The 17510-nt window shown below is 32.6% G+C and carries 15 protein-coding genes and 1 pseudogene; 14 read left to right on the top strand and 2 right to left on the bottom strand.

What is annotated here, in order from left to right:
- Nucleotides 1–45: 45 nt before the first annotated feature.
- On the bottom strand, nt 46–945 hold the full coding sequence (locus QO190_RS09945; protein WP_371461489.1) for an SMP-30/gluconolactonase/LRE family protein: 900 nt from the start codon (nt 943–945) through the stop codon (nt 46–48).
- An 80-nt stretch (nt 946–1025) separates the two neighbouring features.
- Between QO190_RS09945 and QO190_RS09940 the strand changes: the two genes are divergently transcribed.
- A complete protein-coding gene (locus QO190_RS09940; RefSeq protein ID WP_069799204.1) occupies nt 1026–1373 on the top strand; it encodes a MerR family transcriptional regulator in 348 nt (115 codons plus the stop codon).
- Between the two features lie 55 nt (nt 1374–1428).
- Complete coding sequence (locus tag QO190_RS09935) at nt 1429–2760, top strand: hypothetical protein (RefSeq protein ID WP_371461491.1); 1332 nt, start codon at nt 1429–1431, stop codon at nt 2758–2760.
- 12 nt (nt 2761–2772) lie between these two features.
- Here QO190_RS09935 and QO190_RS09930 read toward each other — a convergent pair whose 3' ends face one another.
- On the bottom strand, nt 2773–4659 hold the full coding sequence (locus QO190_RS09930; RefSeq protein ID WP_371461492.1) for an endonuclease: 1887 nt from the start codon (nt 4657–4659) through the stop codon (nt 2773–2775).
- Between the two features lie 184 nt (nt 4660–4843).
- Between QO190_RS09930 and QO190_RS09925 the strand changes: the two genes are divergently transcribed.
- From QO190_RS09925 to QO190_RS09870, 12 genes and pseudogenes are all read left to right on the top strand, one after another.
- Complete coding sequence (locus QO190_RS09925) at nt 4844–5983, top strand: acyl-CoA dehydrogenase family protein (protein ID WP_104792798.1); 1140 nt, start codon at nt 4844–4846, stop codon at nt 5981–5983.
- Between the two features lie 156 nt (nt 5984–6139).
- Entirely contained in the window at nt 6140–9412 is a 3273-nt protein-coding gene (locus QO190_RS09920) for a reprolysin-like metallopeptidase (protein ID WP_371461495.1), read from the top strand.
- A gap of 101 nt (nt 9413–9513) precedes the next feature.
- Entirely contained in the window at nt 9514–10743 is a 1230-nt protein-coding gene (locus tag QO190_RS09915; RefSeq protein WP_371461497.1) for a cation:proton antiporter, read from the top strand.
- A 10-nt stretch (nt 10744–10753) separates the two neighbouring features.
- Nucleotides 10754–11221 carry a hypothetical protein gene (locus QO190_RS09910; protein WP_371461498.1) on the top strand — a complete coding sequence of 156 codons (468 nt, stop codon included), beginning with the start codon at nt 10754–10756 and terminating at the stop codon, nt 11219–11221.
- 20 nt (nt 11222–11241) lie between these two features.
- A complete protein-coding gene (locus QO190_RS09905) occupies nt 11242–11757 on the top strand; it encodes a TlpA family protein disulfide reductase (protein ID WP_371461499.1) in 516 nt (171 codons plus the stop codon).
- Nucleotides 11757–12368 (top strand): DUF4230 domain-containing protein, encoded by a 612-nt coding sequence (locus tag QO190_RS09900; protein WP_371461501.1) that lies wholly within the window; start codon nt 11757–11759, stop codon nt 12366–12368. Before QO190_RS09905 ends, QO190_RS09900 begins: the two co-directional genes overlap by 1 nt.
- A 76-nt stretch (nt 12369–12444) precedes the next feature.
- Nucleotides 12445–12642 (top strand): hypothetical protein, encoded by a 198-nt coding sequence (locus tag QO190_RS09895; protein WP_104792692.1) that lies wholly within the window; start codon nt 12445–12447, stop codon nt 12640–12642.
- Between the two features lie 101 nt (nt 12643–12743).
- A complete protein-coding gene (thrS, locus tag QO190_RS09890) occupies nt 12744–14663 on the top strand; it encodes a threonine--tRNA ligase (RefSeq protein ID WP_371461503.1) in 1920 nt (639 codons plus the stop codon).
- A 137-nt stretch (nt 14664–14800) separates the two neighbouring features.
- The gene (gene infC / locus QO190_RS09885) at nt 14801–15331 is read left to right on the top strand and encodes a translation initiation factor IF-3 (RefSeq protein WP_069799165.1); all 531 of its coding nucleotides are present in this window, start codon (nt 14801–14803) and stop codon (nt 15329–15331) included.
- 130 nt (nt 15332–15461) lie between these two features.
- The gene (gene rpmI / locus QO190_RS09880) at nt 15462–15659 is read left to right on the top strand and encodes a 50S ribosomal protein L35 (RefSeq protein ID WP_069799163.1); all 198 of its coding nucleotides are present in this window, start codon (nt 15462–15464) and stop codon (nt 15657–15659) included.
- Nucleotides 15660–15788: 129 nt separating this feature from the next.
- Nucleotides 15789–16133, top strand: a complete 345-nt coding sequence (rplT, locus tag QO190_RS09875) for a 50S ribosomal protein L20 (protein ID WP_069799160.1) — start codon at nt 15789–15791, stop codon at nt 16131–16133.
- 251 nt (nt 16134–16384) lie between these two features.
- Nucleotides 16385–17440, top strand: a pseudogene (locus QO190_RS09870) (chorismate-binding protein); the annotation flags it as partial.
- Between the last annotated feature and the right edge of the window lie 70 nt (nt 17441–17510).

Here is a 17510-nt window from a genome sequence, read left to right as displayed (position 1 = left end):
AATAAATGCCAAAGATAAATTTCTTTGGCATTTTTATTTCGTTTATTATTTAATTCCTGAAACATTCATTTTCAGCGTATAAACTGATTTAGAAGCAGTTATAAACAAGGTAGAAAAATTTTCGCCACCGAAAGTTACATTTGCCGTCCAATTTTCTGGCACAGAAATATGATGAATTTGTTCTCCATTTTTATTAAAAACCGTCACTCCTTTTCCAGTTAAATAAAGGTTTCCGAGATTATCTAAAGTCATTCCATCTGAGCCTAAATTGCAAAATAATTTTTTATTTGTCAATTTCCCATCTCCTTGAATGTCATACACATAAGTTTTATGAGCATCAATATCAGAAACGTACATTTTTTTCAATTTCTGACTTCCTACAATTCCATTGGGTTGAGTGAAAGTATCTAATTTGGTAATTTTACCATCAGAATTTCTGTAATACAGATTTTTTTCAGGAATTTCTTGTTTGAAATTTTTCCAATAATCTCTCACATATAAAGGGTCTGTAAAATAAATTCCGTTGTTTTCATCCACCCATAAATCATTAGGACCGTTTAATCTTTTGCCTTCAAAACTGGTGGTTAACACCTCTGCTACTCCATCTTCGTTGATTTTCCAAATTTCTCCGTTTTCATCAGAACACGTCAATAAATTTCCTTTTTGGTCAAAAAAAGTTCCATTTGCTCTTCCTGTTTTATCTAGAAATTCTTCAATTTTATTGGTTTTCCAATCCCAAAAATAGATTTTATCATTCGGTTGGTCTGTAAAATAAACATTTCCAAACGCATCAGCAGCTGGACCTTCTGTGAAGCTAAATTGGCTGGAAACAAGCTCTATTTCTGCATTTTCTTGAACCAAATCATTTGATATTATGGATTTTTTTGAAGAACAATTCACAATCAGTAAGAAAGCGAAGAAAAGTGCAGTGATTTTTTTAAACATGAGATTTAAATTTCTTGGCAAGTTACGATAGCGCTTTAAAACAAAAAAATTTCTATCTTTGAAATTCGATTTTATAGACTATGAAACTCAATTTACCAGACAAATTATACTATTCTATAGGAGAAGTTTCAAAAGCTTTCGGTGTAAATGCTTCCTTAATTAGATATTGGGAGCAAGAATTTCCTATTATAAAACCTAAGAAAAACAAAAAAGGAAACCGTTATTTTACTCCAGAAGACATCAAAAATCTTAAAATCATTTATCATCTCGTAAAAGAAAAAGGTTATACTTTAGACGGCGCCAGAATTGCACTTACTACCAATCAAAAAATCAATGAAACGGTAGAAGTTTTAGACCGTTTAGAATTTGTAAAATCTGAACTTTTGAAACTCAAAAATTCTTTACTTGATAGAGACGAAGCCGTTTAAAAATTTCATTTAGTTTTTTTTCTGAAAATTCTTATATTTGGGTAAAACAAACACCATGAAACCCAAATTACCTTTTGAAATAAGGAAAAAGCAATTCTATGCTCTTTCTTTACTCGGAATTTTCATTGTCATATTTCAGTTAAGTTATCTTGTTTACAAAGGAAAACAAGAAACAAAATTCCCTGAAATTCATTTTACAAATAGCATTGAACCTCAACTTTTTGTTACAGATTTTGACCCAAATCAACTCAATGAAAAACAATGGGAAAACTTAGGCTTTACTGCCAAACAAGTGAAAACTATTTTAAAATACAAAGAAATTGTAGGCGGTAATTTCACTTCTAAAGAACAACTGAAAAAATGCTATTCTATCTCTGAAGAAAAGTTTGCAGAACTAGAACCCTACATTCTTTTACCAGAAAATAATTCTAAAAATTCACAGAAAAATTTCACGGAATTTAAAAATAAAGAAATCCAAATTAAAGGTAAATTCAATCCAGACCAATATTCTCAAAAAGATTGGGCAAAATTAGGTTTTTCGGAGAAACAAGCTGCTGCAATCATTAAATACCAGCAATATTTAGGCGGAAGTTTTGTGAGTAAAGAAAAATTTAAAGAATGCTTCATCATCAGTCCAGAAAATTACCAAAAACTCTCTCCTTTCTTGCTTCTTCCAGAAAAAACACCCGAAAATTTTGAAAGAAAATACCAAAATATAGCTTCCGAAAAACCGAAAATTCAATATTTTGAATTTGACCCGAACAATTTAGATGTAATTGGTTGGCAAAAATTGGGTTTTAGCGAAAAACAGGCTTTAGTTATTGTAAATTATAGAGAGCGAAATCTGAAAGGTAGCTTCAAATCACTAGAAGACCTTAAAAAATGCTTTGTGATTTCAGAGGAAAAATTTAATGAATTAAAGCCTTACATTAAATTGAATTTCACTCAAAAAACTTTAGAAAATACAGCTCAAAACCTTCCTGAAAAGGCTAAACCAACTACTGATTTCAGTAAAACTGATTTGAATAAAATAACATTTCAGCAACTTATAGAATTTGGTTTTGACGAAAAATCTGCTGCAAGTTTCATTGGTTTTAGAAATAAACTGGGTGGTTTTGTGAAAAGCAGTCAGATTTTAGAAACGTATAATATTGACAAAAATTTAGCGGAGAAACTTATTAATATCTCTCCCCTAAATAATATGAATGTTCAAAAGTTTAGTTTATTAGATGCTCCAGAAGATTGGTTGAAAAACCATCCTTATTTCAGATATTATGCCAATAAAATCATCTACTACAGAATTAGTTTCCCGAAAGAATCTACCATTTTTGAAAAGATGAAAGCAAAACCCGAAGATGAAGCTAAAATGCGATTGTACCTAAAATAGACAATTCTTAAATTATTTTTTCAAAAATTTATATGAATTTTCATCAATTTTCAAAACATAAACACCTGTTTTATAATTTGAAACATCAATGCTATTAAAATTATTGAAAGGATTATTAATTTCTTGAATTAATTTTCCCGAAACATCATAGATAGCAGCTTTTGAAACTTTAGAAAGGTTTTTACCCGTAACATAAAGTTTTTCAGTAACTGGATTTGGATAAATTGCAAATGCTAAATCTACTTTTTCAGGTTCATTTGCAGCTAAGAAACTTCCTAATCCTGTAGCGTAATTTGTTTCGTATTCTATCCATTCTGAGACAGAAAAAGTCTCATTAGGATTATTTATATTAGATTTTCTATAAAGAGATTTATTATCATTGGTATTAGAAGTTCCTCTACTTCCTATTGCATCTACTGTTACAAATAACATTTGATAATTATTAGTAGAAGGTGTTTTTATAGTTTTAATACCGTAAGAAAGTTCTACATATTGACTTCCTGTAAAGGTTAATGGTGCAGAATTGGTCACAAATTTATATTGATTAACATCTACTCCATCAAAATTAGATTTAGGATTAATAATCACAATACTTTCACCGTGAGCTATTTTACCTTCTAATTGATAAGGATCTGATAAGTAATAAGAGGTAGAACTTTTAAATTCTATATTCAAGTAATAGTTACCTAAATTCACATCGTGACCAGTAAGATTAGTAATTTCAATAGCGGTATTATAGATGTCGGAAGTACTACTTGTAGTACCTTCTATATATTTTGTAATCATTAAATCTTTAGCAAAATTATCACTCGACAAAGTAGTTGCAGAAATTTGATTGCTATCTGGAGAAAGTAAATATCCATTATCATAAGCTTTTACAGTCACATTATATGCTGTAGAAGGAGATAATCTATCAATGGTAACCGAATTGGTTTTAGAATATTTTACATAAGTTCCATTTACATAAACTTTATATCCTAATACATCTGTATCTGAACTTGGCGTCCACGAAAAGGTAACAAAATTCTTGCCTAGTTGCGAAATCGACAAATTAGAAGGAGCTTGTGGAGCAAGGGCATCTGGTGTTTCACTCCAAATCATATTTACCCATTCTGGATGGTCTATAAAAGGATTTCTTATTTTTTGAATAGAAAATACTGCATTATTTCTATCTCTTTCTTTCTGAGAAACAGGGTCTAGTGCATTCCAGTCCTTCAACATAGTGATATACCAATCTTCAAAAGCTTTTTCTTCACTTCCATCAAGAGGCATTGTAGATAGTTGATGATTATAAAGGTTCAGATTTCCTTCGTATCTTACAGAAAAGTACAATAAATATCTCGCTACATCTCCTTTGAATTCATCTATAGGTTCAAAAACATTATTGGTGTAGCCAGGAGTTGTAGATTTACCATATTTACTTCCATTAGAAAAAGTAAGATTTTCTCCATTATTTCTTGCATACGGATAGTTACTTCTTAACTGATTAATTCTAGCATCAGCAGGAATTAAATAATGCATATCAGAATACATAGGATAAATTCCATAATAAGTACTTTGAGGCATACCATGTTCTTTATTCCAACCTTGTCCCTCTGCAGACGCAGAACCTATATTTTGTGACAAATCATAATTGAAACTTTCTGCAGCGGTTGGTTTTTCAGTGTAAATATCTAAAACGGTGTTATCATTTTCATAATATTTATCTAAATCTGTATTGACATACAAAGGACCAATCTGACTATAGTTGTAAGAAAATATTTTTTGTGAAATAATTTCATGCACTTTACTTTTCAATGCATATCCAGTTAATCCTTCCGTTCCGTTATAATAACCAGCAGGAACTTGTGCCAAATACATCATTGGCACCATAAATAAAAATAGTAAAATCTTCTTCATTTCGATTTAATAGGGTCTACAAAGATACTACATTATTTAACACAAAAAATAAGTAATAGGAGTTGAAAACTGAAAATCAAAAGGTTAAAAATTAGCATGATAAATATCTCTTTTTTTAAATTTGATTCAAAAAAATACTTTTACGCCTAAAGTTTTTCAATTATATTTGAGCAAACAAAAATTTATGAATACAGAAATATTAAATAATCTAAAAATGATAGCCGAAACTGCAAGAGATTTTGCAGAAGTAAACATTAGACCTCACATTATGGAATGGGACGAAAGCCAAACTTTCCCAGTAGATTTATTCCATAAGTTAGGCGAAATGGGATTCATGGGAATCATCATTCCAGAAGAATATGGAGGTTCTGGATTGGGCTATCATGAATACGTAGCTATTTTAGATGAAATTTCACAAGTAGACCCTTCTATTGGTCTTTCTGTAGCTGCACATAATTCACTTTGCACCAATCATATCTATGAATTTGGAAATGAAGAACAAAGAAAAAAATGGTTACCAAAATTAGCGAGTGGTCAGGTAATTGGAGCTTGGGGTTTAACCGAACATAATACCGGTTCAGATGCAGGAGGAATGTCTACCACTGCTGTTAAAGATGGTGACGAATGGGTGATTAATGGTGCTAAAAACTTCATTACCCATGCTATTTCTGGAGACATTGCTGTAGTAATGACCAGAACTGGCGAAAAAGGAACACCTAACAATTCTACTGCTTTCGTTCTAGAAAAAGGAATGCCCGGATTTACTTCTGGCAAAAAAGAAAATAAACTCGGAATGCGAGCTTCTGAAACTGCAGAATTGATTTTTGACAATGTGAGAATTCCAGATTCTCATAGATTAGGAGAAGTAGGTGATGGATTTAAACAAGCTATGAAAATTCTTGATGGAGGTAGAATTTCTATTGCTGCTCTGAGTTTAGGAATTGCAAGAGGAGCTTATAAAGCCGCTCTGAAATATGCTCAAGAAAGACATCAATTTGGGAAATCTATTTCTAATTTCCAAGCGGTAAATTTTATGTTAGCTGATATGGCAACAGAAATAGATGCTGCAGAATTATTGATTCAAAGAGCATCAGAACTTAAAAATAATAAGCAAAAAATGACTAAAGAAGGCGCAATGGCAAAACTTTATGCTTCTGAAGCTTGTGTAAGAATTGCCAATAATGCTCTTCAGATTTTTGGTGGTTACGGCTATACTAAAGACTTCCCTGCGGAAAAATACTACAGAGATTCTAAACTTTGCACCATAGGAGAAGGAACCTCTGAAATCCAAAGATTAGTAATTGGGAGAGAAATTACAAGATAAAAACATAAATACAATGCATCAAGCCATACTTTTTTAGTATGGCTTTTTTATGAATTAGATTTAACTAATATATTAACTTTTAAAAAAAATATTAATTTAATTACTTGTAATTAATTGATATTTACTAGCTTTGTTGTCCTTTTTAAAAAATTAACTATGAAGAAGACACTACTATCTCTTTTTGCTCTTCTTTGTTTTACTTTAATTTTTGGACAAAATGACAATTTGTGGACACCCGCAAAAGGTCTAAAAAACAAAGAAATTAGAGCAAACAAAAGAACAATTAGCAAACCTACACTGTTTAATCTAGACGTAGATAAACTGAAACAAATTATTTCGGAATCCCCTAGAAAAACAACCAAACTTTCAAAATCTGCGGTTACTGTTTCGTTTCCCGTTTCTGAAAGTGAATTTCAAAATTTCAGCATTTATAAGACTTCTAACTTCTCACCAGAACTAGAAGCTGCACATCCAGAAATAGCAACCTATTATGGTGAAAGCATTGATGGAAAATCTGCAAAAATTTATTTCAGCCTTTCTCCTCTTGGACTTTCGTCTATGCAGTTAAGACTTGGCAAAGAAGCAGTTTTTGTAGAACCTTATGACAATAACAATTCTACTTATGTAGTATATAAAAAATCAGACAAAGGAAGTTCAAAAAACAAATTTGAATGCGCTACTTCTGCAAAAAGTTCTACCGACGGTCTAAAAATGGGAAAAATCCTCAGTGCAGATGATGGCTTATTGAGAACTTATCGCTTAGCATTATCTTGCACTGGAGAATATACTCAATATTTTGGTGGAACTAAAGCTCTTGCTCTTGCAGCCATGAATAACACCATGACTAGAGTAAATGGTGTTTTCGAGAATGATTTTGCGATAAGATTAGTCCTTATTCCAGAACAGGAAAATATTATATTTACTTCTGCATCTACAGACCCTTACTCTAATGCAACTGCTGGAGCAGATGGCGCTTGGAATACAGAATTAATGAATGTTTTACATGGTACCACTTACGGAATTGGTGACAGTAAATTTGATATAGGCCACTTATTTGGAGCTAGTGGAGGTGGAGGAAGCGCAGGATGCATAGGTTGTGTTTGTAGCAATGATACAACAACTGATTCATATGGACCTTTAGCATATAAAGGTTCTGGATTCACCTCACCAGGTGATAACATTCCTTCTGGCGACAGTTTCGATATAGATTATGTAGCACATGAAATGGGACATCAGTTTGGCGCAAATCACACTTTTACCCGTGCAGCTGATCCAAATTTCAGTAATGAAGGAACTGGAGTTCAGGTAGAACCTGGTTCTGGCTCTACAATTATGGGATATGCAGGAATTACCGACATGAACGTTCAACCTCATTCAGACCCTTATTTTCACGCAGTATCTATTCAACAAATCACAGAATATATAAAAAGTACAAATGGAAGTTGCTCTATAAACACTCCAACAGGAAATACCACTCCCACAGTTAATGCCGGCAGTGATTATACAATTCCAAAAAGCACACCTTTTGTTTTAACTGGTTCTGGAACAGATGCTAACAATGACTCTATAACTTTCACATGGGAACAAATTGACAATCAGTCAAATAGTACAGAACCGAATGCAACTAAAACCAGTGGAGTAAACTTTAGATCATGGTCTCCCAGCACATCTCCTGTTAGATATTTACCAATAATGACATCTGTTTTGGCAGGAGCTACAACTACTGCAGGTTCTGATATAAATGTTGAAGCATTATCTTCTGTTGGTAGAAAATATAATTTTAGACTTACAGTGAGAGATAATAAAGCTAATGGTGCAGGAAATGCTTATGACGATATGATAGTGACTGTAAATTCTAGTTATGGCCCATTAACGGTAACCTCACAGAACGCTGCAGGAATCTCTTATCCTCAAGGTTCAAGTCAAAATGTAACTTGGAATGTAGCCAACACGAATACGCTTGCTCCAAATGTAGATATATTATTCTCTACGGATGGAGGAAACACATGGTCTACTTTAATCACAGGAACTCCTAATGATGGTACACAAAGTGTTACCATTCCTAGTGTTACAAGTAATACCTGTAGATTTATGGTAAAAGCATCTGGAAATATTTTTTTCAATGTAAACACTGCTAACTTTTCTATTACTGCACCAGACACTGAAGTTCCTACAGCTCCTACCTTATCTGCAAATAATACAACTTCTACTAAGACTACATTATCTTGGACAGGAGCTACTGACAACGTAGCAGTTGCAAGTTATGACATTTACAAAGATGGAACTTTGGTTGCAAATTCTACCACTTCTCCTTACACAGTAACAGGATTATCTGCTTCTACAAGTTATGTTTTCACGGTAAAAGCAAAAGATGCTTCTAATAATATTTCTGTTAGCAGCAACGCTGTTACAGTTACGACATTAGCTCCAGACACTGAGGCTCCTACAGCTCCTTCACTGTCAGCTTCTGGAACTACAAATGTTTCTACAACTTTAACATTTACAGGAGCTACAGATAACATAGGTGTAACGGCTTACGAAATTTACAAAGATGGAGCGTTAATCGCTACCGTAAATAACTCTCCTTACACAGTAACTGGACTTAGCGCATCTACTACTTATATTTTTACAGTAAAAGCAAAAGATGATGCAGGAAATGTTTCTCTATTAAGCAATGCAGTTTCTGTAAGCACTTTAGCAGCTCCTGCCGCTACAGAACTTTACATTTCAGAATATTACGAAGGTACTAGCAATAATAAAGTACTAGAAATTACCAATCCTACTCTTTCTGCAATTTCTTTAAGTTCATACTCTATAAAGAAACAAGCAGATGGTTCCGGCGCATGGAATAACGAACTTAAACTCACAGGCACAATTAACCCAAAATCTACTCTTGTACTTAAAAACACTTCCACCTCATTACCTTGTAGCTTTACTGCGCAAAGTGTAGGTAGTGCCCCAATAGATTTTAACGGTAATGACCCAGTAGGTTTATTCAAAAATAGTACATTGATTGATGTTGTAGGAACATTTAATAGTTCTTCTAATTTTGCTAAAGACACGGATTTAAGAAGAAATGTAATTATTCCAAATCCTGTATATACTCCATCAGAATGGGACGTTCTTGCTATTACAACTACAGTTCCTAATTGTGATAATCTTGGAATTGCAAATCCTGCAAGTGCTCTTGGAGTGAAAGACACTACATTAAATCCTACAGATATAATGATTCTTCCAAATCCTGTGAAAGGAGATGTAATGATAGTGAAAAACGTAAAAAACAATTCTAACTACGAAATCATTGATTTCTCTGGAAAATTAGTTCAAAAAGGAAAACTCACGAATGATACCATTCATGTAAATGGCCTTCCAAAAGGCAATTATATCCTAAAAATAGAGCAAGTTTCTAAGATTTTCATCAAAGAATAAAATCATTCATTAAATTTAATCATAAAGGCAACTAAATTTTAGTTGCCTTTATTTATTTGTCGATTTTAAATTATATTTTTGTCAAAAATTAAGAGAAAACTATGGGATTCAATATGCCTCATTTTGAACTTCCTTTTTTCACCAATTTGCTCATTTTATTAGTGGTAGCAAAAGTTTTTGGTGAAATTTTTGAAAGGTTCAAACAACCTGCTATGATTGGCGAAATCATCGCCGGAATTATCGTAGGACCTTCACTTTTAAATATAGTTCACAGAACTGAAGACATCAAAGTCATTTCAGAATTGGGAATTTTCCTTTTAGTGATTATTGCAGGGTTAGAAATCAACTTAGATGACATTTTAAAATCTTTAAAAGGCAGAAACATCATCATTTCATTGATGGCGTTTTTTGTGCCAATTTTAAGTGGAATTGCCGTAGGTTATTATTTTGACAAAGACATTATGACCACTGTATTTATAGGATTATGCGTAGCCATCACCGCTTTACCTATAAGTATTAGAATTTTAATGGATTTAGGCAAAATCAACTCTTATATTGGTCAAAAAATCATTTCGGTTGCTATTTTTGACGACGTCATTGCTCTAACCATTTTAGGACTTATCTTGAACATCAATGACAGCGAAATGACTCTTTCTAATGTGGTAAAAAATGCTACTTTCTCCTTATTAAAACTTACCATTTTTGTAGTCATTTTATTCGCTGCGTATTATTTAATAAAGAAATTGTCTAACAGAGAAAATTACTTAGAAAGACAACTGAATAAATTACTGCTTTTATTAAAAGGAAAAGAATCACTTTATGCTATATTTTTTGTTTTTGTACTTACATTTTCTACTATTACAGAATCTTTAGGACTTCATTTCATCATCGGAGCATTTTTTGCAGCGATGCTCATCAGCGAAAATTTAGTAGGCAAAAAACATTTAGACTCCTTTCATAAAACAACAAATGGTTTAGCAATGGGATTTTTAGCACCAATTTTCTTTGCAGGAATTGGCTTAGAATTTAATGTGACTTCTATCCAAAATATTGGACTTTTACTCACCGTAATTGCCGTTTCATATTTTTCTAAAATTTTTGGAGGCTATTTTGGAGGAAGAATGGCTGGTCTAGACAGCAAAAATTCACTTACACTTGGGATTGGTCTCAATGCAAGAGGAATCATGGAATTAGTGATTGCAAATATTGCTTACAAAGCAGGACTCATTAACGCTGAAGTATTCTCCATTCTAGTAATTATGGGAGTTCTCACCACTCTTTCTACTCCAATTATGCTTAAAAGAAGTTTTAAATTAATAGATAAAAAATAATAAAATTTAAATGGAAAAAATAGACAGTTTAAACCAAGTTGCAGAATTTCACAGAACCTTTAACGCACCTATTTTAGAAAATCCACAGATTCCTTCTGCAGAAAGATGCAACCTAAGAATAGCTTTACTTCAGGAAGAATTAAACGAACTGAAACAAGCCATTCAAGATCAAGATATCGTAGAAATTGCAGATGCACTTTGTGATTTACAATATGTACTTTCTGGCGCAGTTCTTGAATTTGGTTTAGGCGAAAAATTTGTAGATTTGTTTAATGAAGTACAACGTTCTAACATGTCAAAAGCTTGTGATACTGAGGAACAAGCCCAAGAAACTGTAGAATTTTACACTTCTAAAGGAGAAGAAGCTTATTACGAAAGGTCTGGAGACAAATATAACGTACACAGAGTTTCAGACAATAAAGTTTTAAAAAATAAATACTATTCTAGTGCAAATCTCAAAAGTATATTAGAAAAATAAACACCAAATTTTGAAAAAAAATGAAAAAAACAATCACATTAATTATTTTAGGTATGGCACTTAATTCTTGCGCTCAAAAAGTAATCATCAATAGAGAAGTAGACACTCCAGAATACGGAAAAATGCTTCTAGGAAGCCAATCTTTGGATCAATTTCAAAAAGAACCTTATAAAGCTTGGTATGACGAAAATCACACCATCTATCCTATCGACAAAACCGCTCTAGAAGGTTTAAAGAAAGAAAAAATCAATTCTTATAATATCATTGTATTTCTAGGAACTTGGTGTGGAGACAGCAAAAGAAATTTCCCTAGATTGATGAAAATTTTAGAAGAAACCAAATTCCCTGAAAGCAAACTCCAAATCATCGGGGTAAACAGACAGAAACAAGCTCCAGATGGCGAAGAAGTAAAATATAACATTACGCACGTTCCTACCATTATCGTAGAAAAATATGGCAAGGAAATTGGTAGAATAACCGAAGAACCAGAAACTGGTTTTATTGAAAAAGATTTATTGAACATTATCAAAAAATAATGAATTACATTAAACAAATCATTGGTTTTACCCTAGGTGTAATCCTTACTTTATTGCTCGTTTATTTTTTTAGAAATATTGGCAAAAATGACGACCAAGTTTCTACAGATTACTATGTGCTCACCAACCAAATTTCTAAAATGAATAAAATGGTGGTGATAGAACAAGATTTTTCAAACTTGCAAAAAACCAAAATCACCAATCAACTTTTCGGAATCAAAGGTTTACCTTCTAGTGAAAAAGAAATCGTGATTTTTACCAAAGCAAAAGCGCAGGTCACTTATGATTTGAAAAAAATGAAAATCGAAGTAGATTCTGTTGATAAAAAACTGATTATCAAAGAAATCCCAAATGCTGACATCAAGATTTTTACTGATGCAGAAATCACTTCGCTTGACGATTCATTTTTCGACCGTTTTTCCGAAGAAGATTTCAAAAGAATTTCCAATAATGCTAGAAAAAATGCCGAAAAAACCGTTGACCAAAATAAGTTGAGAACAGAAGGCAGAAAACAATTGATGACGAATTTGAATGAAATTTTCGTTTTAGCGAAAGCATTAAATTATGAAATCGTAGACGAAACGCAAAGTTTTGATTTGTCTAAATTCTAAAAACTTTTCACAATATTGTATAACACATTTCTTAAGAATTTTCCAGAATTTTGAATAACTTAAAAATTCAAAAATCATGGAAAAAGATAAAAGAAAAAATACCGCAGAAAATAACGCGCAAAACGCTAAACAAAATCAAGATTTTCCTAATCTGCCTCAAACTCCAAGATTAGAAGGTGCTTCTAAAGTTGAAGAAAAACAAGTCAAAAAAACTTCTAAACTTCACCAAGATGGCAGAACAGACAACACCGAACAAAATAAAACCGAAGCGTAATTTCTTCGGTTTTCTATTTTAAGTTCTAATATTAGCTCTGAATTTAAGAAACATCAAAAAAAATCCTTATTTTTGCACATTATTAAAATTAGGATTCCAAAATGATTAAAATTACTCTTCCAGACGGAAGCATTCGTGAGTTTGAAGGTGTAGTTACACCTCTAGAAGTTGCAAAATCTATCTCTGAAGGTTTGGCTAGAAACACTATTTCTGCTGTGGTAAACGGCAAACAAGTAGAAGTCACGACGCCAATTACAGAAGATGCTACGCTTACGTTGCTTACCTGGAATGATGATTTAGGAAAGAAAGCTTTTTGGCATTCTTCAGCACACATTTTGGCTCAATCTATTTTAGATTTTTATCCAAATGCTAAATTGACCATTGGTCCAGCAATTGAAAACGGATTTTATTACGATGTAGATTTCGGTGATGAATCTCTTTCTGAAAAAGATTTTGAAAAAATCGAGAAAAAAATGCTCGAAAACGCTAAAAAAGATGCGACTTTCAATCTTTATTCGGTTTCTAAAGCAGATGCACTGAAAGAATATGCAGACAATCCGTACAAAACTGAATTAATAGAAAATTTACAAGACGGCGAAATCACGTTCTGTACGCATGATAACTTTACAGACCTTTGTAGAGGTGGTCATATTCCAAGTACAGGAATCGTAAAAGCAGTGAAAATTCTTAATGCAGCTGGAGCATATTGGAGAGGAGACGAAAAAAATAAGCAATTGACTAGAGTTTACGGAATTTCTTTCCCTAAACAAAAAGAATTGACAGAATATCTAGAAAGATTAGAAGAAGCAAAAAGAAGAGACCACAGAAAACTAGGAAAAGAACTAGGAATCTTCGCTTTTTCTGAAAAAGTAGGTGCTGGTTTACCACTTTGGTTGCCAAAAGGAACGGCACTAAGAAAAAAATTAGAAAATTTCCTTTCAGAAGCTCAGAAAAAAGGTGGTTATGAATTTGTAATGACTCCTCACATTGGGAATATTGAATTGTACAAAACTTCTGGTCACTATGAAAAATATGGAGCAGATTCTTTCCAATCCATTAAAACGCCAAACGAAGGCGAAGAATTTTTCTTAAAACCAATGAACTGTCCGCATCACTGCGAGATTTATAAAACTTCTCAGTGGTCTTACAAAGATTTACCAAAGAGATATGCAGAATTCGGAACAGTTTACAGATACGAGCAATCTGGTGAATTACACGGTTTAACCAGAGTAAGAGGTTTCACTCAAGATGATGCGCACTTATTCTGTACACCAGACCAATTATTAAAAGAATTTGAAGATGTAATTGACTTGGTTCTTTACGTTTTCAGAAGCTTAGGGTTTGAAGATTTCGTGACTCAAGTTTCACTTAGAGACAAAGAAAACAGATCAAAATATATCGGTTCAGAAGAAAATTGGGAAAAAGCAGAAAACGCAATCATCACTGCTGCACAAAATAAAGGTCTTAAAACCATCGTAGAATACGGAGAAGCAGCTTTCTACGGACCTAAATTAGACTTCATGGTAAAAGATGCTTTAGGCAGAAGCTGGCAATTAGGAACCATTCAAGTAGATTACAATTTACCAGAGAGATTTGATCTTTGGTACACTGGTAATGACAATGAAAAACACAGACCAGTAATGATTCACAGAGCACCATTTGGTTCTATGGAACGTTTCATTGCGATTCTGTTAGAAAATACTGCAGGAGACTTCCCTCTTTGGTTAAGTCCAGACCAATTTATCATTCTGCCTATTTCTGAAAAATATGTAGATTATGCTAAAAAAGTTTCACAATTATTAGAAAATCACGATATTAGCGGATTAATTGACGACAGAAACGAAAAAACAGGTAAGAAAATTCGTGATGCAGAATTGAAGAAAATTCCGTTTATGTTAGTGGTAGGAGAAAATGAAGAACAGAACGGCACCATTTCTGTAAGAAGACGTGGAGAAGGCGATTTAGGAGCGATGAAATTAGAAGATTTCGTAACCTATTTCAAAGAAGCAGCAAAAATCTAAGAAATTTTAGATTTAATTATAGAAGAATTTTGTTTTAATTTAAAATTCAAAATCTATAATTTAAAATTTTTAAAAAGAATTAACTTTAAAATTATACAACTATAGCACAGAAATTTAACAACAGAGGAAGAGGACCAATGCGTCGCCCTGTACAAGAAGACTTACATCAAATTAACGAAAAAATCCGTGCAAAGGAAGTTCGTTTAGTAGGAGATAATGTAGAACCAGGAGTGTATCCTTTAGCAAGAGCTATTGCAATTGCTCAGGAACAAGATCTTGATTTAGTCGTTATTTCAGATAAAGCAGAACCTTATATCTGTAGAGTTCTTGAATACAAAAAATTTCTTTACGAACAAAAGAAGAAACAAAAGGAACTCAAGGCTAAGCAAGTAAAAGTTGTAGTAAAAGAAATCAGATTCGGACCTCAAACAGACGATCATGATTTCGAGTTCAAGAAAAAACATGCCGAGAAATTTTTAGAAGAAGGCTCTAAATTGAAAACGTATGTTTTCTTCAAAGGACGTTCTATTATCTTCAAAGATCAAGGTGAAATCTTACTTCTAAGACTCGCTCAAGAGCTAGAACACGTAGGAAAAGTAGACCAAATGCCTAAACTAGAAGGTAAGAGAATGATTATGATGATGAGCCCTAAAAAAGCAGCAAAATAATCTTTCAAAAGAAATAATTGTACATCAAGGGATTTCTCCTCTGAAATCTCTTGATTATAGTATTGCAGAGTATTATAAATTTTTATAATTTTGCAAACTCATTGATAACAAATACATAAAAAGCAAAACAATGCCAAAATTAAAAACGAAATCAGGTGCTAAAAAGCGTTTTGCTCTTACTGGTACAGGTAAGATCAAAAGAAAAAATGCTTACAAAAGCCACATCTTAACTAAAAAAGAAACGAAGCAAAAGAGAAATCTTACGCAAACTTCTTACGTTGCTACTGTGGATGAGAAAAGCGTTCTTCGCCAATTAGCAATTAAGTAGTTTTTATAAATCAATATTCGGTTTATAAGAATTCCTAAAAAATTCATTAAAAGTTAACCCTGAAACGGAGCCTATAAGAGAACTTTAAATGCAGTTCCGCCCTTTTCAAAAAAACAAAAAATTTAAATTATGCCAAGATCAGTAAACGCTGTAGCGTCTAGAGCGCGCAGAAAAAAAGTTTTAAAGCAGGCTAAAGGTTTTTTCGGTAGAAGAAAAAATGTTTGGACTGTTGCTAAAAATGCCGTAGAAAAAGCAATGCAATATGCTTACCGCGGTAGAAAAGAGAAGAAAAGAAGCTTCAGAGGCCTTTGGATTACCAGAATTAACGCTGGAACTAGAGAACACGGAATGTCTTACTCTCAATTTATGGGAGCTCTTAAAAAGAACAACATCGAGCTAAACAGAAAAGTTCTTGCAGACCTTGCAATGAATCATCCAGAAGCTTTCAAAGCTGTTGTAGATCAAGTAAAATAATGTAAAACAAATTTGTTATCAATAATAAATCCTAAACTTTTTTAGTTTAGGATTTTTTTATTTCAAAAACTTTTATAAATTTGTCCCAATGAAAATGAATAGCAACAAAAATTGGTGGTGGCACTTATACTCTACGCTGAGTCTAAGGTAATACTGCTATGCTTTGAATCTATACTAAAATAAAATTCATTTCATGAGAAGACTTCAGCGATTATACCGTTGAAGTCTTTTTTTTATTTAAATCTTTAATTATGCTGACAACCAACAACCAACAACCAACAACTAAAATAAAAACCACCTCCAAATCATTGATGGGAGACCTTCATACAGCGATGGGAATTTATCTGAAACTCAGAGATAAATTCAGAGATACCATTCTACTGGAAAGTGCCGACCACAATGTAAATAACAACAGTTTTTCTTACATCGCTATCAATGCAATTGCAGGAATAGAAATTAAAAACCAACAGGAAATGGAAGTGAAATTTCCATTAACCGCTCCAGAAAAACATCAAATTCCAGAAAATTTCAACATCACTGAATATTTAGAAAATTTTTCTAAAAGTTTTGACTGCGAAAAGGTAAAAAATCCGGTTGAAAAAATGGCTCAAGGTTTATTTGGTTATACCAGTTTTGATGCCGTACAGTTTTTTGAAACCATCCAATTCAAACCTCAAAGCAAGGAAGTAGAAATTCCCATTTTACGTTACAGATTTTATCAATATGTGATTGCTATTAATCATTTTAATGATGAAATGTTCCTCATCGAAAATAAAATTGATGGGCTAAAATCTGAAATTTCAGAAATTGAAAGCATCATTCAAAATAAAGACGTTGCACTCTACCCTTTTGAAAAAATAGACGAAGAAACTTCTAATCTCACTGATGAAGAATACATAAATTTGGTAGAGTTGGCGAAGAAACACTGTTTCCGTGGAGATGTTTTCCAGTTGGTTTTAAGCAGAAGATTTGAACAAAAATTCAAAGGAGATGAGTTCAATGTTTACCGAGCTTTACGAAACATCAATCCTTCTCCATATCTATTTTTCTTTGATTATGGCGACTACAAATTAATGGGTTCTAGCCCAGAAAGTCAGTTGATTATTCAAAATCACAAAGCCGTAATTCACCCAATTGCAGGAACTTTCCGCAGAACTGGTGACACTGAAAAAGACTTACAATCGGTAAAAACCCTGAAAAAAGACCCAAAAGAAAACGCAGAACATACGATGTTGGTAGATTTAGCCAGAAACGATTTAAGCAAATTAGGAAAAAATGTAACGGTTTCTAAACTGAAAGAAATTCAATAGCGTCCTAAATAAAAAAATAAGAAGGAATTAAAGTAACTCAAAGTATCTTTGAGGTTGTACAACAAAA

It is taken from the genome of Cloacibacterium sp. Arc13 (assembly GCF_041431305.1).
Classification (GTDB): Bacteria; Bacteroidota; Bacteroidia; order Flavobacteriales; family Weeksellaceae; genus Cloacibacterium; species Cloacibacterium caeni_B.
The sequence above is the reverse complement of the archived record's forward strand: the minus strand, read 5'-3'. Positions and strand labels throughout refer to the sequence as shown.

What these genes read in the sequence shown, in the direction of transcription:
- QO190_RS09945 (WP_371461489.1), bottom strand. Translation starts at nt 945, where the DNA reads ATGTTTAAAAAAATCACTGCACTTTTCTTCGCTTTCTTACTGATTGTG.
- QO190_RS09940 (WP_069799204.1), top strand. Translation starts at nt 1,026, where the DNA reads ATGAAACTCAATTTACCAGACAAATTATACTATTCTATAGGAGAAGTT.
- QO190_RS09935 (WP_371461491.1), top strand. Translation starts at nt 1,429, where the DNA reads ATGAAACCCAAATTACCTTTTGAAATAAGGAAAAAGCAATTCTATGCT.
- QO190_RS09930 (WP_371461492.1), bottom strand. Translation starts at nt 4,659, where the DNA reads ATGAAGAAGATTTTACTATTTTTATTTATGGTGCCAATGATGTATTTG.
- QO190_RS09925 (WP_104792798.1), top strand. Translation starts at nt 4,844, where the DNA reads ATGAATACAGAAATATTAAATAATCTAAAAATGATAGCCGAAACTGCA.
- QO190_RS09920 (WP_371461495.1), top strand. Translation starts at nt 6,140, where the DNA reads ATGAAGAAGACACTACTATCTCTTTTTGCTCTTCTTTGTTTTACTTTA.
- QO190_RS09915 (WP_371461497.1), top strand. Translation starts at nt 9,514, where the DNA reads ATGGGATTCAATATGCCTCATTTTGAACTTCCTTTTTTCACCAATTTG.
- QO190_RS09910 (WP_371461498.1), top strand. Translation starts at nt 10,754, where the DNA reads ATGGAAAAAATAGACAGTTTAAACCAAGTTGCAGAATTTCACAGAACC.
- QO190_RS09905 (WP_371461499.1), top strand. Translation starts at nt 11,242, where the DNA reads ATGAAAAAAACAATCACATTAATTATTTTAGGTATGGCACTTAATTCT.
- QO190_RS09900 (WP_371461501.1), top strand. Translation starts at nt 11,757, where the DNA reads ATGAATTACATTAAACAAATCATTGGTTTTACCCTAGGTGTAATCCTT.
- QO190_RS09895 (WP_104792692.1), top strand. Translation starts at nt 12,445, where the DNA reads ATGGAAAAAGATAAAAGAAAAAATACCGCAGAAAATAACGCGCAAAAC.
- thrS (WP_371461503.1), top strand. Translation starts at nt 12,744, where the DNA reads ATGATTAAAATTACTCTTCCAGACGGAAGCATTCGTGAGTTTGAAGGT.
- infC (WP_069799165.1), top strand. Translation starts at nt 14,801, where the DNA reads ATGCGTCGCCCTGTACAAGAAGACTTACATCAAATTAACGAAAAAATC.
- rpmI (WP_069799163.1), top strand. Translation starts at nt 15,462, where the DNA reads ATGCCAAAATTAAAAACGAAATCAGGTGCTAAAAAGCGTTTTGCTCTT.
- rplT (WP_069799160.1), top strand. Translation starts at nt 15,789, where the DNA reads ATGCCAAGATCAGTAAACGCTGTAGCGTCTAGAGCGCGCAGAAAAAAA.